The following is a 20625-nucleotide window of genomic DNA, read 5'->3' on the forward strand; positions in this document are numbered from 1 at the left end:
CCGACACGATGCGAGCGCCGCTCCTCAACCTGCTGCTGATCACCGGCCTTGCCGGCGCAAGCCTCTTCGCCGAAGCAAGCCTCTTCGCCGAAGAAAGCCTCGCGCAAGCCCAGACGCAAGGTCAGACAGTTGCGCCGTCGCCGCAGACTGCCGCCGTCTCGCCCGATGCGATCAAGCAGCGCGAGCAGGAGCTGGAGGCCGCGCGCGCGAGGCAACGAAGCGCGGAAGAAGCGCAGGCCAAGCTGAAGGCCGAGATCACCGCGCTCGGCCAGGACCGCACCCAGCTCAATCAGCAGCTGATCGACACCGCCGCCAATGTGCGCGCCGTGGAAACCAAGATCGACGAGGCCGAGGCGCGGCTGCGAACGCTGAACGGCCGCGAGCAGCAGATGCGCGCTTCGCTGGATTCGCGCCGTGCCGACATCGTCGAGGTGCTGGCGGCCTTGCAGCGCGCCGGCCGGCGCACGCCGCCGGCGCTGCTGGTGCGGCCAGAAGATGCGCTGCAATCCTTGCGCACCGCGATGCTGCTTGGCGCCGTCGTGCCGGAATTGCGCGGCCGCGCCGAGAAGATCGCAAGCGAGCTCGGCGAGCTCGTGGCCTTGCGCAAGACCATAGCCACCGAGCGCGATCAGCTCGCCTCCGACCGCGACAAGGTCAGGAGCGACCAGACCCGGCTCACCGCCCTGATCGAGGAACGGCAGCGTCAGCAGTCCGCGCGGGAAAAAGACCTCGACGCCGAAAGCGCGCGCGCGATCGCGCTGTCAAGGCAGGTCGGCGATCTCCAGGGGCTGATCGCCAAGATGGAGCAGGATCTGCAAACCGCCGCCAGGGCGGCCGAGAAGGCTGCCGAGGCCGCAAGGCAGGCCGAGGCCAAGGAGGCCAAACTGGCGGCGGCAAACGCGGCCGCCAGCGCCAAACAGGGCCCGGGCGCGTTCAAGGACAAGTCCCGCACCACCCCGGCGATCGCCTTCGCTTCGGCCAAGGGCCTCCTGCCGTTTCCGGTTAACGGTAACAAGATCAGGGACTTTGGCGGTTCCGACGGGGTCGGCGGCGTCCAGAAGGGCATTTCGCTGGCGACCAAGCCCGGCGCCCAGGTCACGACGCCGTGTGATGGCTGGGTTGTGTATGCCGGCCCATTCCGCAGCTATGGACAACTCTTGATCCTAAACGCCGGGGGCGGGTATCATGTCCTGATCGCCGGGATGGAGCGCATTTCGGTCAACATCGGCCAGTTTGTGCTCACGGGGGAGCCGGTCGCGACCATGGGGTCGACCTCTCAGGTCGCTTCCATTCTCGCCACCAATGCGAGTCAACCTGTGCTGTATGTCGAGTTCCGTAAAGACGGCACTCCAATCGATCCAGGCCCATGGTGGGCCGCAAATGAAGGCGAGAAGGTTCGCGGATGATGCGCAAGACTTCAGTAATCCTCCTCAGCGCCGCCACCGGTGCAGCGCTGACGCTGTTCGTGACCCAGCCGCGCGCGGTGTTCATGGGCTCCAGCGCGCGAGCCGCCACCGCGGACACCTATCGCCAGCTCAACCTGTTCGGCGATGTGTTCGAGCGCGTGCGCTCCGACTATGTCGAGAAGCCCGATGACACCCAGCTGATCGAATCCGCCATCAGCGGCATGCTTACCGGCCTCGATCCGCACTCGAGCTACATGGACGCGAAGAGCTTCCGCGACATGCAGGTGCAGACCCGCGGCGAGTTCGGCGGCCTCGGCATCGAGGTCACGATGGAGGACGGCCTGATCAAGGTGGTCTCGCCGATCGACGACACGCCCGCCTCGCGCGCCGGCGTCATGGCCAACGACATCATCACCAATCTCGACGACGAGGCGGTGCAGGGCCTGACCCTGAACCAGGCGGTCGAGAAGATGCGCGGTCCAGTCAACACCAAGATCAAGCTCAAGATCATCCGCAAGGGCCAGGACAATCCGCTCGACGTCACGTTGGTGCGCGACAACATCCGCGTCCGCTCGGTGCGCGCGCGCGTCGAGCAGGATGACATCGGCTATATCCGCATCACCACCTTCAACGAGCAGACCACCGAAGGCCTGAAGCGCGAGATCGGCAACCTCACGAACCAGATCGGCGGCGACAAGCTCAAGGGCTTCATCATCGACCTCCGCAACAATCCGGGCGGCCTGCTCGAGGAAGCGGTCACCGTCTCCGACTCGTTCCTCGAGAAGGGCGAGATCGTCTCGACCCGCGGCCGCAATGCCGAGGAGACCCAGCGCCGCGCCGCGCATACGGGCGACCTGACCAAGGGCAGGCCGGTCATCGTGCTGGTCAATGGCGGCTCGGCCTCGGCGTCGGAAATCGTCGCCGGCGCGCTGCAGGACCACAAGCGCGCGACCATCGTCGGCACGCGCTCGTTCGGCAAGGGCTCGGTGCAGACCATCATTCCGCTCGGCAGCGGCAACGGCGCGCTGCGGCTGACCACCGCGCGCTATTACACGCCGTCGGGCAAGTCGATCCAGGCCAAGGGCATCGTGCCCGATATCGAAGTGCTCCAGGACGTGCCGGACGAGCTGAAGTCGCGCACCGACACCAAGGGCGAGGCTTCGCTGCGCGGCCACCTCAAGAACGACGGCGACGAGAAGACGGGCTCGCAGTCCTACGTCCCGCCGGACGCCAAGGACGACAAGGCGCTCAAGCTCGCCGGCGACCTGCTCCACGGCATCAAGAACAGCGCCTCCGCGGCGCCGACGCCCGGCAACGACAACAAGGCGGCGACCGACAAGGCCAAAGCGGCGAACTAGGTCGGCGTATCACGCGATCCAGCGAAAGGGCGGCTTCCCGAAGCCGCCCTTTTTGCTTGGGAACTGCTGCTGCCTCCGGCCTATCCCGGCCTGCCGCCGCTTGACCTCGGCGTGGTATCGTCGGCTGGAGTGATTCGGGATCGCGCATGACTGAAACGGCCGATGATCTGAGCGCCCCGCTCGGACAGGATAAGCCGCGCCGCAAACGGCGGCTGCGGCTGCCGTTCACGTCTATGCAGCTGCTGGCTGTTCTGCTCGGCCTGTTCCTGGTTACCTTTGCCGGCTTCGCCATCTTCAACAAGGACCCGCTCGGCGGTGAGCCGATGAGCCGGATCGCGATCAACCAGCTCAGGCCGGCCGAGAAGGCCACGGACGACAAGTCTGCCATCGGCCAAGGCCAGGAAACCAAGCACGAGACCAAGGAAGCGCCGAAGCAGGCCGCGCCCGGCGAGCAGAAGACCATCACCATGATCGATGGCTCCACCGGCGCCCGCCGCGACGTGGTGATCGGCGGGGGCGATGCCGCCGACAAGGGCGAGGCTGCATCCGCCCCGCCGCCCGTCATGACCGGGATCAATCCGAAGCTGCTGGAGAAATCGCGCTACGGCATGATCCCGGTGGTCGCCGACGGGCTGAGGCCGTTCAACGTCTATGCGGCGGACGCCGACCGCGCCAAGGCCGCCAAGATGCCGGTGGTCGCGATCGTGATCGGCGGCCTCGGCGTCGGCGCCGCCAAGACCCTGGACGCCATCATGAAGCTGCCGCCGGCGGTGACGCTGGCCTTCACGCCCTACGGCTCCGACCCCGGCAAGCTCGCCGAGCGGGCGCGGGCGCAGCGCCACGAGATCTTCCTCCAGATCCCGATGGAGCCCTACGACTTCCCCGACAACGATCCGGGGCCGCAGACGCTGCTGACCTCGCTCAGCCCCGACCAGAACATGGACCGCCTGTACTGGCACCTCAGCCGGATGCAGGGCTATGCCGGCCTCACCAATTTCATGGGCGCCCGCTTCATCGCGACGGAGCCGGCGATGCAGCCGATCATCCGCGAGGCGGCCAAGCGCGGGCTCGGCTTCTTCGACGACGGCTCCTCGCCCCGCAGCATCGCGCCTCAGGCCGCGGCCAACCAGGCCGTGCCGTTCGGCAAGGGCGATATCGCCATCGACGCGGTGCCGACAGCGACCGAGATCGACCGCGCCCTCAACAAGCTGGAATCGGCGGCGCGCGAGCGCGGCATCGCCGTCGGCACGGCCTCCGCCCTGCCCGTCTCGATCGAGCGCATCAGCGCCTGGACCAAGACACTGGGCGACCGAGGTATCCTTTTGGTGCCATTGACAACCGCGATGCTGAAATCAAAATCCAGCTAAATCAACGAATTGGTTCGGCGCGGGTCTCGCGGGGCCGGCATGCCTTCCCAAGAAGCAGGCAAGAGGTCTGGCGGAATGGCGCGTTACGAGGATCTGCCCTACCGGACCTGTGTCGGTGTGATGCTAATCAATCCAAAGGGACTGGTGTTCATCGGCCGCCGCGCCGGCGGCATCGAGCATGTCGACGACACCCATGTCTGGCAGATGCCGCAGGGCGGGGTCGATCCCGGCGAGGACACCTGGGAAGCGGCCAAGCGCGAGCTCTACGAGGAGACCAGCGTCCGCTCGGTCGAGCGGCTCGGCGAGGTCCCGGACTGGCTCACCTATGACATTCCGCGCACCGTTGCCGGGCGCGCCTGGAAGGGCCGCTACCGCGGCCAGCGCCAGAAATGGTACGCGGTGCGCTTCACCGGCAAGGACAGCGAGATCAACGTCGAGCATCCCGGCGGCGGCGGCCACAAGGCGGAATTCGTGAGCTGGCGCTGGGAGTCGATGAAGAATCTCCCTGAGTTGATCATCCCGTTCAAGCGCCCAGTCTATGAGCGCGTGGTGCAGGAATTTTCTGCGCTGGCGGAGGGGTGATCAGATCACCTGTCGCGGCTCGCTCGGTCGTCATCCCCGCGAAGGCGGGGATCCATACTCCCAGGCAGAAGCTGTGCGAAGGATAGCAGCCACGGCCTTTCAACCCATTGTGGCCTGTGGTTATGGATTCTCAGGTGCGCAATTGCGCACCAGAGCTCGCGCTTCGCGCGCCCCGGAATGACGAGAGAAGGTTACGCGTGACGACCCACAAACCCTACCGCCCGAACGTCGGCATCGCGCTGTTCAACGCCGACGGCCGCGTGCTGATCGGCCATCGCTTCAAGGGTGACGGACCCGAGATCATCCTGCCGGGGCTCGACTGGCAGATGCCGCAGGGCGGTGTCGACGAGGGCGAGAACCTGCGTGATGCGGCGATGCGCGAGCTGTGGGAGGAGACCAACGTCGTCAGTGCCGACTATCTCGGCGAGACCGACTGGTTCACCTATGAATTCCCGCCTTACGACGGACCGCAGACGCACCGGCTGGCGAAATTTCGCGGCCAGCGCCAGAAATGGTTCGCGCTGCGCTTCACCGGCACGGACGACGAGATCGATCCGCTGACGCCGCGCAACGGCCAGCCCGCCGAGTTCGACGCCTGGCGCTGGGAGCGCCTCGGCCGTGTCGCCGACCTCGTGGTGCCGTTCCGCCGCGAGGTCTACCGCGCGGTGGCACAGGAGTTTGCGCACCTCGCCGACTGAACTCTCGAAAACAACCCCATGCACAGTAGCGAAGTGACTGACGCGCCGCGATAAAATAGGCGACAGCGCCAGCGATAGCGCAATAAAGTTTCAGCGCCCGCCACGACCGTGACGAGCGCTGAAACTGTTCAGGAATTTGGAGATCGAGCCCCGGAGCGGTGCCCCGGGGCTTAGTGCATAGCCGTGGCGTTGAGCTGATGCTGGATGCTCTTGAAGTGGTCGAGCCGCTCGATGGCCTGATCGAGCTCGGTGCCTTCGTGCTCCTTCAAGTTCTCTTCCATCTCCGCGATCGTCTCGGCGAACTGGACACGGTCGAGCTCGTCCAGCGAGGTCGCGACGTCGGCGAGCACGGTGAGGCCCTTTTCGGAGACTTCGGCAAGGCCGCCGAGCACGATGATCTTCTCGTGGCGGCCGCCGGTGGTGACGGTGAGGATGCCGGGCCGGATCGCAGCCACGACCGGCGCATGCCCCGCCAGCACGCCGAAATCACCCTCGGCGCCGGGGATGTCGACCTGATCGACCTCACCCGAGAAGGCGAGCTTTTCCGGAGAGACGAGATCGAAATGGAAGGTGGCCATGGGAAACCTTGCGAATGGTGAGTAGCGAATGGCGAGTGGCGAAGAGAGCAGCGCGTCTATTCGCTACTCCCTATTCGCCATTCGCACCTTAGGCCGCTTCCGCCGCCAGCTTCTTGCCCTTCTCGACGGCTTCTTCGATGGTGCCGACCATGTAGAAGGCAGCTTCCGGCAGGTGGTCGTACTTGCCTTCCACCAGGCCCTTGAAGCCCTTGATGGTGTCGGCGAGGTCCACGAACTTGCCCGGCGAACCCGTGAAGATTTCGGCGACGTGGAACGGCTGCGACAGGAAGCGCTCGATCTTGCGGGCGCGGGCCACCGTTAGCTTGTCCTCTTCCGAAAGCTCGTCCATGCCGAGAATGGCGATGATGTCCTGGAGCGACTTGTAGCGCTGCAGCACCTGCTGGACCTGACGGGCGACGGTGTAGTGCTCCTCGCCGACGACCAGCGGCGAGAGCATGCGCGAGGTCGAGTCGAGCGGGTCCACCGCCGGATAGATGCCCTTTTCCGAGATCGCGCGCGACAGCACCGTGGTAGCGTCCAAGTGCGCGAACGAGGTCGCGGGCGCCGGGTCGGTCAAGTCGTCGGCCGGCACGTAGATGGCCTGCACCGAGGTGATCGACCCCTTTTGCGTGGTGGTGATGCGCTCCTGCAGCGCGCCCATGTCGGTCGCGAGCGTCGGCTGATAACCCACCGCCGAAGGAATACGGCCGAGCAGCGCCGACACTTCCGAACCCGCTTGCGTGAAGCGGAAGATGTTGTCGACGAAGAACAGCACGTCCTGGCCCTGGTCGCGGAAGTGCTCGGCAACGGTCAGACCGGTCAGGCCGACGCGGGCGCGGGCGCCCGGCGGCTCGTTCATCTGACCGAACACCAGCGCGCACTTCGACTTCACGCTCGGATCCGGATTGTGCGGATCGGCGTTGACCTTGGACTCGATGAACTCGTGATAGAGGTCGTTGCCCTCGCGGGTGCGTTCGCCGACGCCGGCGAACACGGAGTAACCGCCGTGCGCCTTCGCGACGTTGTTGATCAGCTCCTGAATCAGCACGGTCTTGCCGACGCCGGCGCCGCCGAACAGGCCGATCTTGCCGCCCTTCGCATACGGAGCGAGCAGATCGACGACCTTGATGCCGGTGACGAGAATTTCGGCTTCAGTCGACTGGTCGGTGTAGGTCGGCGCTTCCTGGTGGATGGCGCGGGTGCCTTCCGACTTGATCGGGCCGGCCTCGTCGATCGGCTCGCCGATGACGTTCATGATGCGGCCCAGCGTACCGTCCCCCACGGGAACCGAGATCGGCTGACCGGTGTCGGTCACTTCCTGGCCGCGCACCAGACCTTCGGTGGCGTCCATCGCGATGGTGCGGACGGTCGACTCGCCGAGATGCTGCGCGACTTCCAGCACCAGGCGGTTGTTGCCGTTCTTGGTTTCGAGCGAGTTGAGAATGGCCGGCAGGTGGCCTTCGAACTGCACGTCGACGACGGCGCCCATGACCTGGGTAACGCGACCGATCTGTGTGGCTGCTGTAGCCATTTACTGTCTCCTTCGATCCGAATTTCGTGTCCGGTCAGACTGCTTCTGCGCCGGAGATGATTTCGATGAGTTCCTTGGTGATCTGAGCCTGACGCGTGCGGTTGTAGACCAGCGTCTGCTTGCGGATCATTTCCCCGGCGTTGCGGGTGGCGTTGTCCATCGCCGACATCTGCGCACCGTAGAACGATGCGTTGTTCTCGAGCAGTGCGCGGAAGATCTGCACCGCGAGGTTGCGCGGCAACAGGCGCGTGAGGATCTCGTCCTCCTCCGGCTCGTATTCGTACGACGTCGTGTTGGCGGCACCGCCCTCCTCGATGACCAGCGGGATGACCTGCTGGGCGGTCGGGATCTGCGCGATCACCGACTTGAATTGCGAGTAGAACAGCGTGCAGACGTCGAACTCGCCGTTGTCGAAGCGCGCCAGAACCTTCTTGGCGATCTCCTCGGCGTTGACGAAACCGAGCTGGCGGACGCTGCGCAGGTCCATGTGCTCGACGATCTGCTTGTCGAACTGGCGGCGAAGCTGCTCGTAACCCTTGCGGCCGACGCAGAAGAACTTCACTTCCTTGCCCTGCGCGATCAGCGCCAGAGCGCGCTCGCGGGCGAGACGCACGATCGAGGAGTTGAAGGCGCCGGACAGGCCGCGCTCGCCGGTGCAGACCAGCAGCAGATGAACCTGGTCCCGGCCGGTGCCGGCCAGCAGCACCGGTGCGCCGGGCGAGCCGACCGCGGCGCTGGCGATGTTGGAGATCACCGCGCTCATCTTGTCGGCATAGGGACGCGCCGCTTCCGCGGCGGTCTGCGCGCGGCGCAGCTTGGAGGCCGCGACCATCTGCATGGCCTTGGTGATCTTTTGCGTCGCCTTGGTGGAGGCGATGCGGACGCGCATGTCTTTAAGTGACGCCATTCTTCGTCCCCAGCGATCAGCCTGCGGCTCGACCGCGACCCTATCCTTTCGTCATGCCCGGGCGTGTCCCGGGCATCCACGTTCTCCGTCTTCCACGCACAAGACGTGGATGGCCGGGACTTCAGTTGCGAAGACGCGCTTCGCGCTTTGGCCCGGCCATGACAGCCTTCTTATGAGAAAGACTTCGCGAAGCCCTCGACCACCGACTTCAGCTTGGCAGCGGTATCGTCGGAGAGATCGCGGCTGTCGCGAATCGCGTTGAGGATGTCGGCGTGCTTGCCGCGCAGCAGCGAGAGCAGGCCGTCCTCGAACGCGCGCACCTTGTTGAGCGGGAGCGGATCGAGATAGCCGTTGGTGCCGGCCCAGATCACGCAGACCTGCTCTTCCATCTTCAGCGGCGAGAACTGCGGCTGCTTGAGCAGCTCGGTGAGGCGCGAGCCGCGGTTGAGCAGGCGCTGGGTCGAGGCGTCGAGGTCGGAGCCGAACTGCGCGAACGCCGCCATTTCGCGGTACTGCGCGAGCTCGCCCTTGATCTTGCCGGCGACCTTCTTGGTGGCCTTGGTCTGCGCCGACGAACCGACGCGCGACACCGACAGACCGACGTTCACGGCAGGACGGATGCCCTGGAAGAACAGGTCGGTTTCCAGGAAGATCTGGCCGTCGGTGATCGAGATGACGTTGGTCGGGATGTAGGCCGACACGTCATTGGCCTGGGTTTCGATGACAGGCAGCGCCGTCAGCGAGCCCGAGCCCATGTCCTTGTTCAGCTTCGCCGCGCGCTCGAGCAGGCGGGAGTGCAGATAGAACACGTCGCCGGGATAGGCTTCGCGGCCCGGCGGGCGGCGCAGCAGCAGCGACATCTGACGGTAGGCGACGGCCTGCTTGGACAGATCGTCATAGATGATGACCGCGTGCATGCCGTTGTCGCGGAAGTACTCGCCCATGGTGCAGCCGGTAAAGGGCGCGATGTACTGCATCGGCGCCGGATCGGAGGCGGTGGCGGCGACGACGATCGAGTATTCGAGCGCGCCCTGCTCTTCCAGCACCTTCACGAACTGGGCGACGGTCGAACGCTTCTGGCCGACCGCGACGTAGACGCAGTACAGCTTGATGTTCTCGTCCGGCTGCGCGTTGAGCGGCTTCTGGTTCAGGATGGTGTCGAGCGCGATCGCGGTCTTGCCGGTCTGGCGGTCGCCGATGATCAGCTCGCGCTGGCCGCGGCCGATCGGGATCAGGGCGTCGATGGCCTTGAGGCCGGTCGCCATCGGCTCGTTCACCGACTTGCGCGGAATGATGCCGGGCGCCTTGACGTCGACGCGCATGCGCTTCTCAGCCTGGATCGGGCCCTTGCCGTCGATGGGATTGCCGAGCGCGTCGACGACGCGGCCGAGCAGGCCCTTGCCGACCGGCGCGTCCACGATGGCGCGGGTGCGCTTGACGGTCTGGCCTTCCTTGATCTCGCGGTCGGCACCGAAAATAACGACACCGACGTTGTCGGTTTCGAGGTTCAGCGCCATGCCGCGGGTGCCGTTCTCGAACTCGACCATTTCACCGGCCTGGACGTTGTCCAGACCGTAGACGCGGGCGATACCGTCGCCGACGGACAGCACCTGTCCGACTTCGGAGACTTCAGCTTCCTGGCCGAAATTTTTGATCTGGTCCTTGAGGATCGCGGAAATTTCCGCGGCGCGGATGTCCATCAGCCTGCCTCTTTCATCGCGTGCTTGATCGAATTGAGTTTGGTGCGAAGCGAACCATCCACCATGCGGCTGCCCAGCTTGACGACGAGGCCACCGATGATCGAGGGATCGACTTTCACGTTCAGCGCGACGTCCTTGCCGGTCACCGACTTCAGGGCAACCTTGAGGGCATCGAGATTCTTGTCTGAGAGCGCCTCCGCCACCGTGACGTCGGCCGTCGTCTCGCCCTTGAACCGGGCCACGAGGGCGCGGTAGGCGCGGCTGACGTCGGCCACCGCGAACAGGCGGCGATTGGCGGTCAGCACTTTCAGAAAGTTGGCGGTGATGCCGGCGATGCCCACCTTGTCCAGCACGGCCGAAAGGGCCTTGGACTGGGCATCGGCGGCGAACACCGGGCTGCGGACGAGGCGCTTGAGATCAGCGTTTTCGTTCAGCAAGGCATCGAATTTATCAAGATCGGCTTTGACCTCGTCGACCACGTTCTGGTCGCGGGCCAGCTCGAACAAGGCCGTTGCATAACGGCCGGACACACCTGAAACGGACGTATCTTCTGCAGCCACAGACGCGCTCTTTTTGCTGTCAAACTCGCAAGGGAAAAACCGTCGCCACGAAGCGGCGCCTAGCGATCCAAGCCCTTGGAATTCAAGCGGGACTTCGATTTCCGACCAGCACGGGAGGTGCCGGGCTCGTTAAAATCGCGGCTTTGCTAACATAGCAGGTGCGCAGGTGCAACATGACGCCAAACTAAAGGCATGAGGTTCTATCGCCAGTTCGTCGCAGCCTCGCAACACATTGCGCGCGGGAGGGCCGACCGAGGCGGCGACCTGCCACGTCACGGAATTCAGCGCCGGCCCTGCCGCGGCACCCCCCATTTGGTTCCTGCCCCCAGCGCATAGCGGCCATGAACACGGATCGCTGAGGCGTGAATCCGTTCCCACCAGTTCCACCCGCCGAATACTTATCGAATTCTAAACGCTAGGGGCGATGACTTCGCTTTACAGTATTCGCAAGTAATATAGAGGTTAATAAAACGTTAAAGGCGAAGATTACGGAACATCGGCTGAATATCACGCGACGGTAACAAGATATTTCAAGACGACACATAGCGGATTTACTGCCCAATTCACGCCTCATTGGGAATCGAAACGCCAACTCGCTCACAAACTGATGGGGGCTCCACTTGCCACAAATGTGGCAATACTAGCTTAGGGACCATTAAATGCTGTCTTTGAAGACGCTGGGCTTTGTGACCCGGCCGCGTACGGCGATTGCTTTCGTCGCCGCAACTCTCCTCGTCGGTGGAACTGCCACCGAAGCTTCCGCCAAATCCAAGCATCGGCATCACCACCGCCACCACGCCCAGACCGAGGCCAACGCGACCTCCGATTGGCGCAATGCCAATGCGTCGATGACGCCGACCTCCGGCACGGGCCGCAGCTTCTCCGGCATCGCGTCCTTCTACGGCAATGAGTCCGGTAGCAAGACCGCCTCGGGCCAGCGCTTCAACCAGAACGCCATGACCGCGGCGCACCGTTCGCTGCCCTTCGGCACCAAGCTGCGCGTCACCCATGGCAGCCAGAGCGTCATCGTCACCATCAACGACCGCGGCCCGTTCATTCGCGGGCGTGTGCTCGACCTCTCCACGGGTGCCGCCCGCGCCATTGGCCTCACCAGTCGCGGCGTTGGCCGCGTCACCGCGGAAGTCGTCTCCTAAAGGCGCGATCTGCGCCTGATCGAGCGCGCAGTTTTCATCAGTTTGCTGCGCACGTGAAACAAGCCCGCGGTCTTGGGGGACCGCGGGCTTTTTTTGTTTTGTCATTCCGGGGCGCGCGGAGCGCGAACCCGGAATCCATTCATCCACAAACTCTGCCGCCCGATGGATTCCGGGCTCGCGCTACGCGCGCCCCGGAATGACAGTAGAGGGTATGGCTGCGGTGGCCCTACAAAAAGCTCTGCGGATCGACGTCGACTTCCAGCTTCAGATTGCCTGTCGGCTTCGGGCAGACCGCGAGCCAGTTGCGCAAATAGTCCGACAGGTCGAAACCGCGCGCCGATTTCACCAGGATGCGGAAGCGGTAGCGGCCCTTGATGACGGCGAGCGGGGCTTCGGCGGGGCCGAGCACGACGACGCGCTCGTCGCGCGGCGCGAGCGCGACGAGCTTGCGGCCGAAGCCTTCGGCGCCCGGGCGATCGCCGGCAGAGATGATGAGGCTGGCGAGCCGGCCGAAGGGCGGATAGAGCGTCTTTTCGCGCAGCTCGATCTCGCTGTCGTAGAAGGCCTCGCGGTCGCAGGCGATCAGCGCCCGCATCACGGGATGATCGGGCTGGTGGGTCTGCAGATAGCCGACGCCGCGGCCCTGCTCGCGGCCGGCGCGGCCGATCACCTGGTTGAGCAATTGCCAGGTGCGCTCGGCCGCGCGCGGATCGCCGTTGGAAAGGCCAAGATCGGCATCGACGACGCCGACCAGATTGAGCCGCGGGAAGTTGTGACCCTTGGCCACGAGCTGCGTGCCGATGATGATGTCGACGCGGCCCTCCGCGATCTCGGCGAGCTCGCTTCGCATCGTCTCAATCGAGGTGATGAGATCGCTCGACAGCACCATGGTGCGCGCTTGCGGGAACAACGCGGCCGCCTCCTCCTGCAGGCGCTCGACGCCGGGTCCGACCGCGACCAGCGATTCCTCGGCCGAACAGTTCGGGCAGATGTGCGGGCGCGGCATCGAGAAGCCGCAATGGTGACAGACGAGGCGCTGGCGAAAGCGATGATCGACCAGCCAGGCATCGCAGATGGTGCAGGCGAAGCGATGGCCGCAGGCACGGCACAGCGTCAGCGGCGCATAGCCGCGGCGATTGAGGAAGAGCAGCGCCTGCTCGCGCCGCTCGATCGCGGTTCTGATCTCGCCGGCAAGCCGCGGCGAGATGAAGCGGCCGCGCGCGGGCGGCTCGCGGCGCAAATCGATGGCCTCGATATGCGGCATGTGCTGGCCGCCGAAGCGCGAGGGCAGCGCGATACGCTGATAGCGGTTCTTGCGCGCATTGACCTCGGATTCCACCGACGGCGTCGCCGAGGCCAGCACGACCGGAATTTTCGCGATGTGCCCGCGCACCACCGCCATGTCGCGGGCGTGGTAATGCACGCCGTCGTCCTGCTTGTAGGCCTGGTCGTGCTCTTCATCGACGACGATGAGGCCGAGCTTGGCGTAAGGCAGGAACAGCGCCGAGCGCGCGCCGACCACGACCGGCGCCGAACCTTCGGAGATCGCGGCCCAATTGCGCGCGCGAGTGCGCGGGGTGAGCTCGGAATGCCATTCGATCGGCCGGACGCCGAAGCGCTGCGCGAAGCGATCGAGGAACTGGCCGGTCAGCGCGATCTCCGGCATCAGGATCAGCGCCTGCTTGCCGCGGCGGATCACCTCGGCGACCGCTTCGAAATAGACCTCGGTCTTGCCCGAGCCGGTGACGCCGTCGAGCAGCGCGACATGGAAGGTGCCGTTGGCCGCGAGCGCGCGCATCGCATCCACACCGGCACGCTGTAGCAGCGAAAAATCCGGCCGGCCGAATTCCGGATCGGGCGCCGGCGGCGGAGGCGGCGGCGGCATCGGCTCCACTGTGAGCGTGCCTTCATCGACGAGACCGTCGATCACGCCCGAGGAGACGCCGGCCTCCTTGGCCGCCTCGGACTTGCCGTGCAGCAGCCGGTCCGACAGCAGCGTGATAACGCGCTGGCGCGCCGGTGTCAGGCGCTTCGGCGGATCGCCGGTCAGGCGCACGCCGGCGCGCACCCGCTCCGGGCCGAGATTTTCGCCCATGCGCAGGCACATGCGCAGCACCATGCCGCGCGGGCTCAGCGTGTAGTTTGCGACCCAGTCCACCACCGAGCGCAACTCCGGCTTGAGCGGGGGAATGTCGAGCTTCTCGCTGACCTCCTTGAGGCGGTTATGCAGGCGCGGATCAGGATTGGCGTTCTCGCCCCAGACCACGGCCAGCACCTCGCGCGGACCGAGCGGCACGCCGACGAGGTCGCCCGCCTTCAGCTCCATGCCGCGCGGCACCTTGTAGGAATAGGTCTGGTCGAGCGCGACCGGCACCAGCACGTCGACCATGCGGGTGGCGGGGGCGGTGTCGTTGCGCGGCGATTGGTCCATGAGCGGGGAATCGGAACCTTGAGGCCTTGAGGCTAGCGCCGCGCGGCGGCCTTAGCGAACAGTAAACTGGTGTGATGCGATATACTGTGCGGAATCACCACGTCCAGAGCGCATGAGCAAAGCGGTCGCCCCACACATCGAGCTCGCCAGCGCCGATCCCTCGATCGCGCAGGAGATGGCGCGCTGGCTGGCGCATCTCGGCGCCGAGCGACGGCTGTCGCCGAAGACGCTGGAGGCCTATGGCCGCGATCTGCGGCAATGCCTGGATTTCCTCAGCAATCATTGGGGCGAGCGGGTCACGCTGGAGCGGTTTGCAGCGCTGGAAGCCACCGACGTGCGCGCCTTCATGGCGATGCGCCGGGCCGACGACATTGCCGGCCGCAGCCTGATGCGCGCGCTGGCGGGCCTGCGCTCGTTCGGACGCTTTCTGGAGCGCGAGGGCAAGGGCAAGGTCGGTGCATTGTCGGCGATCCGCGCGCCGAAGGTCGCCAAGAGCCTGCCGAAGCCGCTGCCGATGGCCTCGGCCAAACGTCTGGCCGATGCCGACGAGCGCGCCGGCGAGGAGCGCGAGACCTGGATCCTTGCACGCGACGCCGCGGTGATGGCGCTGCTCTATGGCTCGGGCCTGCGCATCTCCGAGGCGCTGGGTCTCAAGCGCCGCGAGGTGCCGAAGCCCGGCGAAGGCGACGTGCTGGTCGTGACAGGCAAAGGCAACAAGACCCGCATGGTGCCGGTGCTGCAGAACGTGCTCGCGCTGGTGCAGGAATATGTTGCGATGTGCCCCTATCCGCTGCCGGCGGAAGGACCGATCTTCGTCGGCGCGCGCGGCGGCCCCTTGAGCCCGCGCATCATCCAGCTCGCGATGGAGCGGCTGCGCGGCGCGCTCGGGCTGCCCGACAGCGCCACGCCGCACGCGCTGCGGCATTCCTTCGCCACGCATCTGCTCTCGCGCGGCGGCGATCTGCGCGCCATCCAGGAATTGCTCGGCCATTCCTCGCTCTCGACGACGCAGGTCTATACCGGCATCGATTCCGAGCGGCTGCTCGAGGTGTATGCCAGCGCCCATCCGCGGCGCTGACACACTCTCGTCATAGCTCGCGTGCCTCTTGCACAGCGCCCACGGTTCGGTCAAATCGTGGGAACCGGCACAGGAGGGACATTATATGGGCGCACATGAAAGCATGGAGCATGCCGAGCACGCCGAACACGCGTCCGGCTCGAACAAGAAGATCGCTCTTCTGATCGCCGTGCTGGCGCTGTTCCTGGCGATCTCGGAGACGCTCGGCAAGGGTGCCCAGACCGAATCGATCAGCAAGAACGTCGAGGCCGCCAATCTCTGGGCATTCTTCCAGGCCAAGAGCATCCGCCGCACCGTGGTGGTGACCGCGGCGGAACAGGGCAAGCTGACACTGGCCGCCGCGGCCGAGGCGCAGAAGCCCGCCGTGCAGAAGCAGATCGACGACTGGACCAAGACCGCGCAGCGCTACCGCTCCGAGCCCGAGACCGGCGAAGGCACCGAGCAGCTTGCGGACAAGGCCAAGCACGCCGAGCACGCCCGCGACGAGGCGACCGCGAAGTACCACCATTTCGAGCTGGCCTCGGCCGCCTTCCAGATCGGCATCGTGCTGGCGTCCGCCACCATCATCACCGGCATGATCGCGCTCGCCTATGTCGGCGGCGCGCTGACGATCGCCGGCCTGTTCATGACCGCGCTCGGCCTGTGGTGGCCGCATCTGTTGCATTTGCATTGAGGTGCGCGTGCGGCGGGCGCTCAAGAACACACAGACAGTGTCATGCCCCGGCTTGACCGGGGCATCCAGTACGCCGCGGCTTCTCGGTTCAATTATTGACGTCTCTGGAATACTGGATCGCCCGGTCAAGCCGGGCGATGACGGAGAGCGTGTGGTGAACAGCTAGCGCGCCTGATGCACGCTCTTCCTGAAGCGCTGGATCATACGCAGCGTGCGGTAGGACCAGCCCTCGCCGTTGCCGGCGATCAGCTCGCGGATGCGGCGCTTGATCGGGTCGACCAGCTCCGCGGCCTTGGCGCGGATCTTCAGCACCAGGGCGTAGATCCGCTCGAACCAGCGCATCTCCAGAAGCTTGGCGCGCGTCACGTCGAACACGAAGGCGGTGACGCCGACGCCGACGAGCTTTCCGAACACGATCGTGAAGAACGCGCCGGTCCAGTATTCATGCGCGAGCAGCCACAGCCCGACCAGCTTGAGCGGAAACAGCGGGACGACGGGCACGGCAAACACGAGCAGCGTCATGGCCGGCGAGAGCGCATCGACGCGCTCCGTCAGCCAATGCTTGAAGCGCGCCAGCGGGATGGCTGCGACGATCCTGGCGACGATCGGCTCGAGATGATCCCACAGCCAGGCTTCGATCAGGAAGATGATCGCAAGCAGGACCCAGACCGGTTGAAGAAGGCGGCGCAGCATGTGTTTCCCGCCCGGTTCGGCGCTGGGCGCGTCGTTACATATGGATGGCTCGCTTGCCGACCGCAAGCGCGGCTTCCTTGACGGCCTCCGAGCGCGTCGGATGGGCGTGGCAGGTGCGCGCGAGATCTTCCGCACTGCCGCCGAATTCCATAAGAACACACGCTTCATGGATCATTTCGCCGGCTTCGCGGCCGATGATGTGCACGCCGAGCACGCGATCGGTCTTCGCATCCGCGAGAATCTTCACGAAACCGTCAGTGGTCTGGTTGACCTTGGAGCGGCCGTTGGCGGTGAACGGAAACTTTCCGACCGTGTAAGCCACGCCCGCCTGCTTGAGTTCCTCCTCGGTCTTGCCGACGGAGGACACTTCCGGCGTGGTATACACGACGCCCGGGATCACATCGTAATTCACGTGGCCGGCCTGGCCTGCGATGATCTCGGCGACCGCAACGCCTTCGTCCTCGGCCTTGTGCGCCAGCATCGGGCCGGCAACGACGTCGCCGATGGCATAGACGCCCTTCAGACTGGTGGCGAAATGCGGATCGATCTGGACCCGGCCGCGCGCATCGAGCGCGACGCCGGCTTCCTTGAGGCCGAGACCGTCGGTGTAGGGCACGCGGCCGATGCAGACGAGCACGACGTCGGCTTCGAGCGTCTCAGCGGCACCGCCGGAAGCCGGTTCGATTTTCGCGAGCAATGCCTTGCTGTTCACCTCGACGCCGGTCACCTTCGAGCCCAGCTTGAACGCAAAGCCCTGCTTCTCGAGGATGCGCTGGAATTGCTTGGCGATCTCGCCGTCCATGCCGGGCAGGATGCGGTCGAGGAATTCGACCACGATGACTTCGGCACCCAGGCGGTGCCAGACCGAGCCGAGCTCGAGACCGATCACGCCGGCACCGACGATGAGGAGCTTGCCGGGGACCTTGTCCAGCGACAGCGCGCCGGTCGAGGAGACGATGCGCTTCTCGTCGATCTCGATGCCCTTGAGGCGCGCGATGTCGGAGCCGGTGGCGATCACGATGTTCTTGGTCTCGACCACCTGCGAATTGCCGTCGGCGGAGACCTCGACCTTGCCGGTGCCGAGGATCTTGCCGGTGCCCTTGAGCACGTCGATCTTGTTCTTCTTCATCAGGAACTCGACGCCCTTGACGTTGCCGTCGATGCCCTGCTGCTTGAAGTTCATCATCGCGGGCAGATCGAGCTTCGGCGCGGAAACGCTGACGCCCATCTTGGCGAAGGAATGGCCGGCTTCCTCGAACATTTCGGAGGCGTGCAGCAGCGCCTTCGACGGCATGCAGCCGACATTGAGGCAGGTGCCGCCGAGGGTCGCGTTCTTTTCGACCACGGCGACCTTCATGCCGAGCTGGCTCGCGCGTACCGCGCAGACATAACCGCCCGGTCCGGTGCCGATGACGACGAGATCGTAGGTAGCCATGAGAGAAAGTCCCGTAAGGTTAGGCGTGGTGAGGATGCGTCAGCGCGGCGCGTCAGCGTCCGCCGGACACATCGAGAATGGCTGAGGTGACGTAGGAGGCCTCGTCCGAGATCAGCCAGACGATGGCATTGGCGATTTCATCGGCGGTGCCGACGCGCTTCATCGGCACCAGATGGGCCAGGCGATGGGCGCGGTCGGGTTCGCCACCGGCAGCGTGGATGTCGGTGTCGATCAGGCCGGGACGGATCGCGGCGACGCGGATGCCCTCGCCCGCGACCTCATGGCCGAGGCCGACGGTGAAGGAATCGACCGCACCCTTGGATGCGGCGTAGTCGACATAGGTGTTGGGCGCGCCGAGCCGCGCAGCGACGGACGACAGGTTGACGATGACTCCGCCCGTGCCGCCGTGCTTGGTCGACATCCGCTTCACCGCCTCGCGCGCGCAGAGGATGGAGCCGGTGACGTTCACCGCCATCACGCGCTGGATGCGCTCGGCCGACATCTCGTCGACGCGCACGCCGCTCTTGCCGACGATGCCGCCATTGTTGACGAGCGCCCCGAGCGTGCCGAACTTGTCGGCCTCCTCGAACAGATTGAGGATGTCGCTTTCCTCGGCGACATCGCATTTCACAGCGATGGCCTTGCCGTTGCTGGCCGCGATCTGCGCGACCACCTCGTCGGCCGCCTGCTTGTTGCTGGCATAGCCAACCACGACGCGAAAACCGCGCGCGGCCGCCGCAAGCGCGGTCGCCCGCCCGATGCCGCGGCTGCCGCCGGTGATGACAACGACTTTATCCGTCACATCAATCCCCACGAGTTCGAGCGCACTACGACGTCCTGCCCTCAAGAGCCGCCAAGCGATCAAGCACGGACTTGTCCGTCAAGCTGATCAAATGGAACAGAATGAAGGGCGTGAGAAACGGGATCAGGCACAAGGCCGCGAAGCCGACCCCCTTACCTTTCCTGCGACTAATCGGAATCGCAAAGAAGAAAAAGATAAGGGTGGTCAGCAGGAGCGGCACCATGGAGATGAGCGCATGCGCGAGCGACGGCTCCCCCATCGTCGCCTCCCTTAGAGGTCCAGCACCAGGCGCGCCGGATCTTCCAGGCTCTCCTTAACGCGAACCAGGAAGGTGACGGCTTCCTTGCCGTCGATGACGCGGTGATCGTAGGACAGCGCCAGATACATCATCGGGCGGACCTCGATCTTGCCGCCGACGACCATCGGGCGCTCCTGGATCTTGTGCATGCCGAGGATGCCGGACTGCGGCGCGTTCAGGATCGGGGTCGACATCAGCGAGCCGTAGATGCCGCCATTGGTGATGGTGAAGGTGCCGCCCTGCATCTCGTCGATCTTGAGCTGGCCGTCACGGGCGCGGCGGCCGAAATCGGCGATGCTCTTCTCGATGTCGGAGATCGACTTGTGGTCGCAGTCGCGCACCACGGGCACGACCAGGCCCTTGTCGGTGCCGACGGCAACGCCGATGTGGTAGTAGTTCTTGTAGATCAGGTCGCTGCCGTCGATCTCGGCGTTGACGGCCGGGATGTCCTTCAGCGCCTGCACGACGGCCTTGGTGAAGAAGCCCATGAAGCCGAGCTTGGCGCCGTGCTTCTTCTCGAACGCGTCCTTGTAGTGCGCACGCAGCGCCATGACGTTGGTCATGTCGACCTCGTTGAAGGTCGTGAGCATGGCCGCGGTGTTCTGCACGTCCTTGAGCCGGCGCGCGATGGTCTGGCGCAGCCGGGTCATCTTGACGCGCTCTTCGCGGGCGGCGTCATCGGCCGGCGAGGGGCTGCGGACCTGCACGGCGGCGGCGGGCTGGTTGACCGGCGTCGGCGCCGAGGCGGCGCGCTCGATGGCGGCCAGCATGTCGCCCTTGGTGACGCGGCCGTCCTTGCCGGAGCCCGGCACGGTCGAGGCGTCGATGCCGGTCTCGGCCGACAGTTTGCGCACGGACGGCGCGAGCGGCGCATCGGCCGGCGGCGCCTTCGCGGCAGCGGGAGCCGCCGCCGGAGCAGCGGCAGCAGCGGCAGGCGCAGCAGCCTTGACCGGCGCGGCAGCGGGCTTGGCTGCGCCGGCACCTTCGGTGATCTGACCGAGCAGCGCGCCCACGGCAACGGTCGCACCATCAGCAGCGATGATCTCGCTCAGCGTGCCGGCGGTCGGCGCGGGGACTTCGATGGTGACCTTGTCGGTCTCGAGCTCCACCAGGGGCTCGTCGACGGCGACGGGGTCGCCGGCCTTCTTGAACCAGCGGCCGATGGTGGCCTCGGTGACGGATTCGCCGAGCGTCGGCACACGAATTTCAGTCATGGTCTCTTCCTCAAGGGATCGCAGGTAGCGGTCATGAATTCATACGTCATTGCCCGCGAAGACGGGCAATCCAGTACGCCGTGACTTTCGTGATCAGAACGAAAGCCGCGGAGTACTGGATGCCCCGCCTTCGCGGGGCATGACAGAGTCCTAAAAAAAC

General features: G+C 65.4%; 19 protein-coding genes. 8 read left to right on the forward strand and 11 right to left on the reverse strand.

Going from position 1 to position 20625, the window contains the following annotated elements; translation table 11 throughout:
* The first annotated feature begins 8 nt into the window (after positions 1-8).
* From GA0061099_RS05215 to GA0061099_RS05235, 5 genes are all read left to right on the forward strand, one after another.
* Entirely contained in the window at positions 9-1406 is a 1398-nt protein-coding gene (locus GA0061099_RS05215; RefSeq protein WP_036024669.1) for a murein hydrolase activator EnvC family protein, read from the forward strand.
* Complete coding sequence (locus tag GA0061099_RS05220) at positions 1403-2764, forward strand: S41 family peptidase (protein WP_074447570.1); 1362 nt, start codon at positions 1403-1405, stop codon at positions 2762-2764. The genes GA0061099_RS05215 and GA0061099_RS05220 overlap by 4 nt, the downstream gene beginning before the upstream one ends.
* 146 nt (positions 2765-2910) lie before the next feature.
* Positions 2911-4131: a divergent polysaccharide deacetylase family protein gene (locus GA0061099_RS05225; RefSeq protein ID WP_074447571.1), complete on the forward strand. Its 1221-nt coding sequence runs from the start codon at positions 2911-2913 to the stop codon at positions 4129-4131.
* Between the two features lie 75 nt (positions 4132-4206).
* Positions 4207-4713, forward strand: coding sequence for an RNA pyrophosphohydrolase (locus tag GA0061099_RS05230; protein ID WP_036024645.1), 507 nt, complete (start codon positions 4207-4209; stop codon positions 4711-4713).
* A gap of 197 nt (positions 4714-4910) precedes the next feature.
* Complete coding sequence (locus tag GA0061099_RS05235) at positions 4911-5411, forward strand: RNA pyrophosphohydrolase (protein ID WP_036024643.1); 501 nt, start codon at positions 4911-4913, stop codon at positions 5409-5411.
* A 170-nt stretch (positions 5412-5581) separates the two neighbouring features.
* Here the strand turns inward: GA0061099_RS05235 and GA0061099_RS05240 are convergent, their stop codons facing one another.
* The 5 genes from GA0061099_RS05240 to GA0061099_RS05260 all read right to left on the reverse strand — a co-directional run bounded on the left by GA0061099_RS05240 (position 5582) and on the right by GA0061099_RS05260 (position 10687).
* Entirely contained in the window at positions 5582-5989 is a 408-nt protein-coding gene (locus tag GA0061099_RS05240) for a F0F1 ATP synthase subunit epsilon (protein WP_036008748.1), read from the reverse strand.
* An 88-nt stretch (positions 5990-6077) separates the two neighbouring features.
* Positions 6078-7520 (reverse strand): F0F1 ATP synthase subunit beta, encoded by a 1443-nt coding sequence (gene atpD / locus GA0061099_RS05245; RefSeq protein ID WP_036008750.1) that lies wholly within the window; start codon positions 7518-7520, stop codon positions 6078-6080.
* Positions 7521-7554: 34 nt separating this feature from the next.
* On the reverse strand, positions 7555-8427 hold the full coding sequence (locus tag GA0061099_RS05250) for a F0F1 ATP synthase subunit gamma (RefSeq protein ID WP_036024640.1): 873 nt from the start codon (positions 8425-8427) through the stop codon (positions 7555-7557).
* 170 nt (positions 8428-8597) lie between these two features.
* Positions 8598-10127 carry a F0F1 ATP synthase subunit alpha gene (gene atpA / locus GA0061099_RS05255; protein WP_036008755.1) on the reverse strand — a complete coding sequence of 510 codons (1530 nt, stop codon included), beginning with the start codon at positions 10125-10127 and terminating at the stop codon, positions 8598-8600.
* Positions 10127-10687 (reverse strand): F0F1 ATP synthase subunit delta, encoded by a 561-nt coding sequence (locus tag GA0061099_RS05260; protein ID WP_036024638.1) that lies wholly within the window; start codon positions 10685-10687, stop codon positions 10127-10129. Before GA0061099_RS05260 ends, atpA begins: the two co-directional genes overlap by 1 nt.
* 659 nt (positions 10688-11346) lie before the next feature.
* On the opposite strand from GA0061099_RS05260, the gene GA0061099_RS05265 reads away from it, so the two are divergent.
* Positions 11347-11841 carry a septal ring lytic transglycosylase RlpA family protein gene (locus GA0061099_RS05265; protein WP_036008760.1) on the forward strand — a complete coding sequence of 165 codons (495 nt, stop codon included), beginning with the start codon at positions 11347-11349 and terminating at the stop codon, positions 11839-11841.
* A gap of 226 nt (positions 11842-12067) precedes the next feature.
* On the opposite strand, the gene GA0061099_RS05270 is transcribed toward GA0061099_RS05265, so the two are convergent.
* On the reverse strand, positions 12068-14272 hold the full coding sequence (locus GA0061099_RS05270) for a primosomal protein N' (RefSeq protein WP_036024636.1): 2205 nt from the start codon (positions 14270-14272) through the stop codon (positions 12068-12070).
* 112 nt (positions 14273-14384) lie between these two features.
* On the opposite strand from GA0061099_RS05270, the gene GA0061099_RS05275 reads away from it, so the two are divergent.
* On the forward strand, positions 14385-15350 hold the full coding sequence (locus GA0061099_RS05275; protein WP_036024634.1) for a tyrosine recombinase XerC: 966 nt from the start codon (positions 14385-14387) through the stop codon (positions 15348-15350).
* Between the two features lie 85 nt (positions 15351-15435).
* A complete protein-coding gene (locus GA0061099_RS05280; RefSeq protein ID WP_036008765.1) occupies positions 15436-16023 on the forward strand; it encodes a DUF4337 domain-containing protein in 588 nt (195 codons plus the stop codon).
* 162 nt (positions 16024-16185) lie between these two features.
* Here GA0061099_RS05280 and GA0061099_RS05285 read toward each other — a convergent pair whose 3' ends face one another.
* Genes GA0061099_RS05285 through odhB form a run of 5 tightly spaced genes read right to left on the reverse strand, consistent with a single transcriptional unit; the run spans position 16186 to position 20465 of the window.
* Positions 16186-16716 (reverse strand): hypothetical protein, encoded by a 531-nt coding sequence (locus tag GA0061099_RS05285; RefSeq protein WP_036024632.1) that lies wholly within the window; start codon positions 16714-16716, stop codon positions 16186-16188.
* 34 nt (positions 16717-16750) lie between these two features.
* Positions 16751-18151, reverse strand: a complete 1401-nt coding sequence (gene lpdA / locus GA0061099_RS05290) for a dihydrolipoyl dehydrogenase (protein ID WP_036024630.1) — start codon at positions 18149-18151, stop codon at positions 16751-16753.
* Between the two features lie 52 nt (positions 18152-18203).
* The gene (locus GA0061099_RS05295) at positions 18204-18953 is read right to left on the reverse strand and encodes an SDR family oxidoreductase (RefSeq protein ID WP_036024628.1); all 750 of its coding nucleotides are present in this window, start codon (positions 18951-18953) and stop codon (positions 18204-18206) included.
* A 25-nt stretch (positions 18954-18978) separates the two neighbouring features.
* Complete coding sequence (locus tag GA0061099_RS05300) at positions 18979-19212, reverse strand: hypothetical protein (RefSeq protein WP_036024626.1); 234 nt, start codon at positions 19210-19212, stop codon at positions 18979-18981.
* Between the two features lie 11 nt (positions 19213-19223).
* Entirely contained in the window at positions 19224-20465 is a 1242-nt protein-coding gene (gene odhB, locus GA0061099_RS05305) for a 2-oxoglutarate dehydrogenase complex dihydrolipoyllysine-residue succinyltransferase (protein WP_074447572.1), read from the reverse strand.
* Between the last annotated feature and the right edge of the window lie 160 nt (positions 20466-20625).

This window comes from Bradyrhizobium yuanmingense, assembly GCF_900094575.1.
GTDB lineage: Bacteria > Pseudomonadota > Alphaproteobacteria > Rhizobiales > Xanthobacteraceae > Bradyrhizobium > Bradyrhizobium yuanmingense.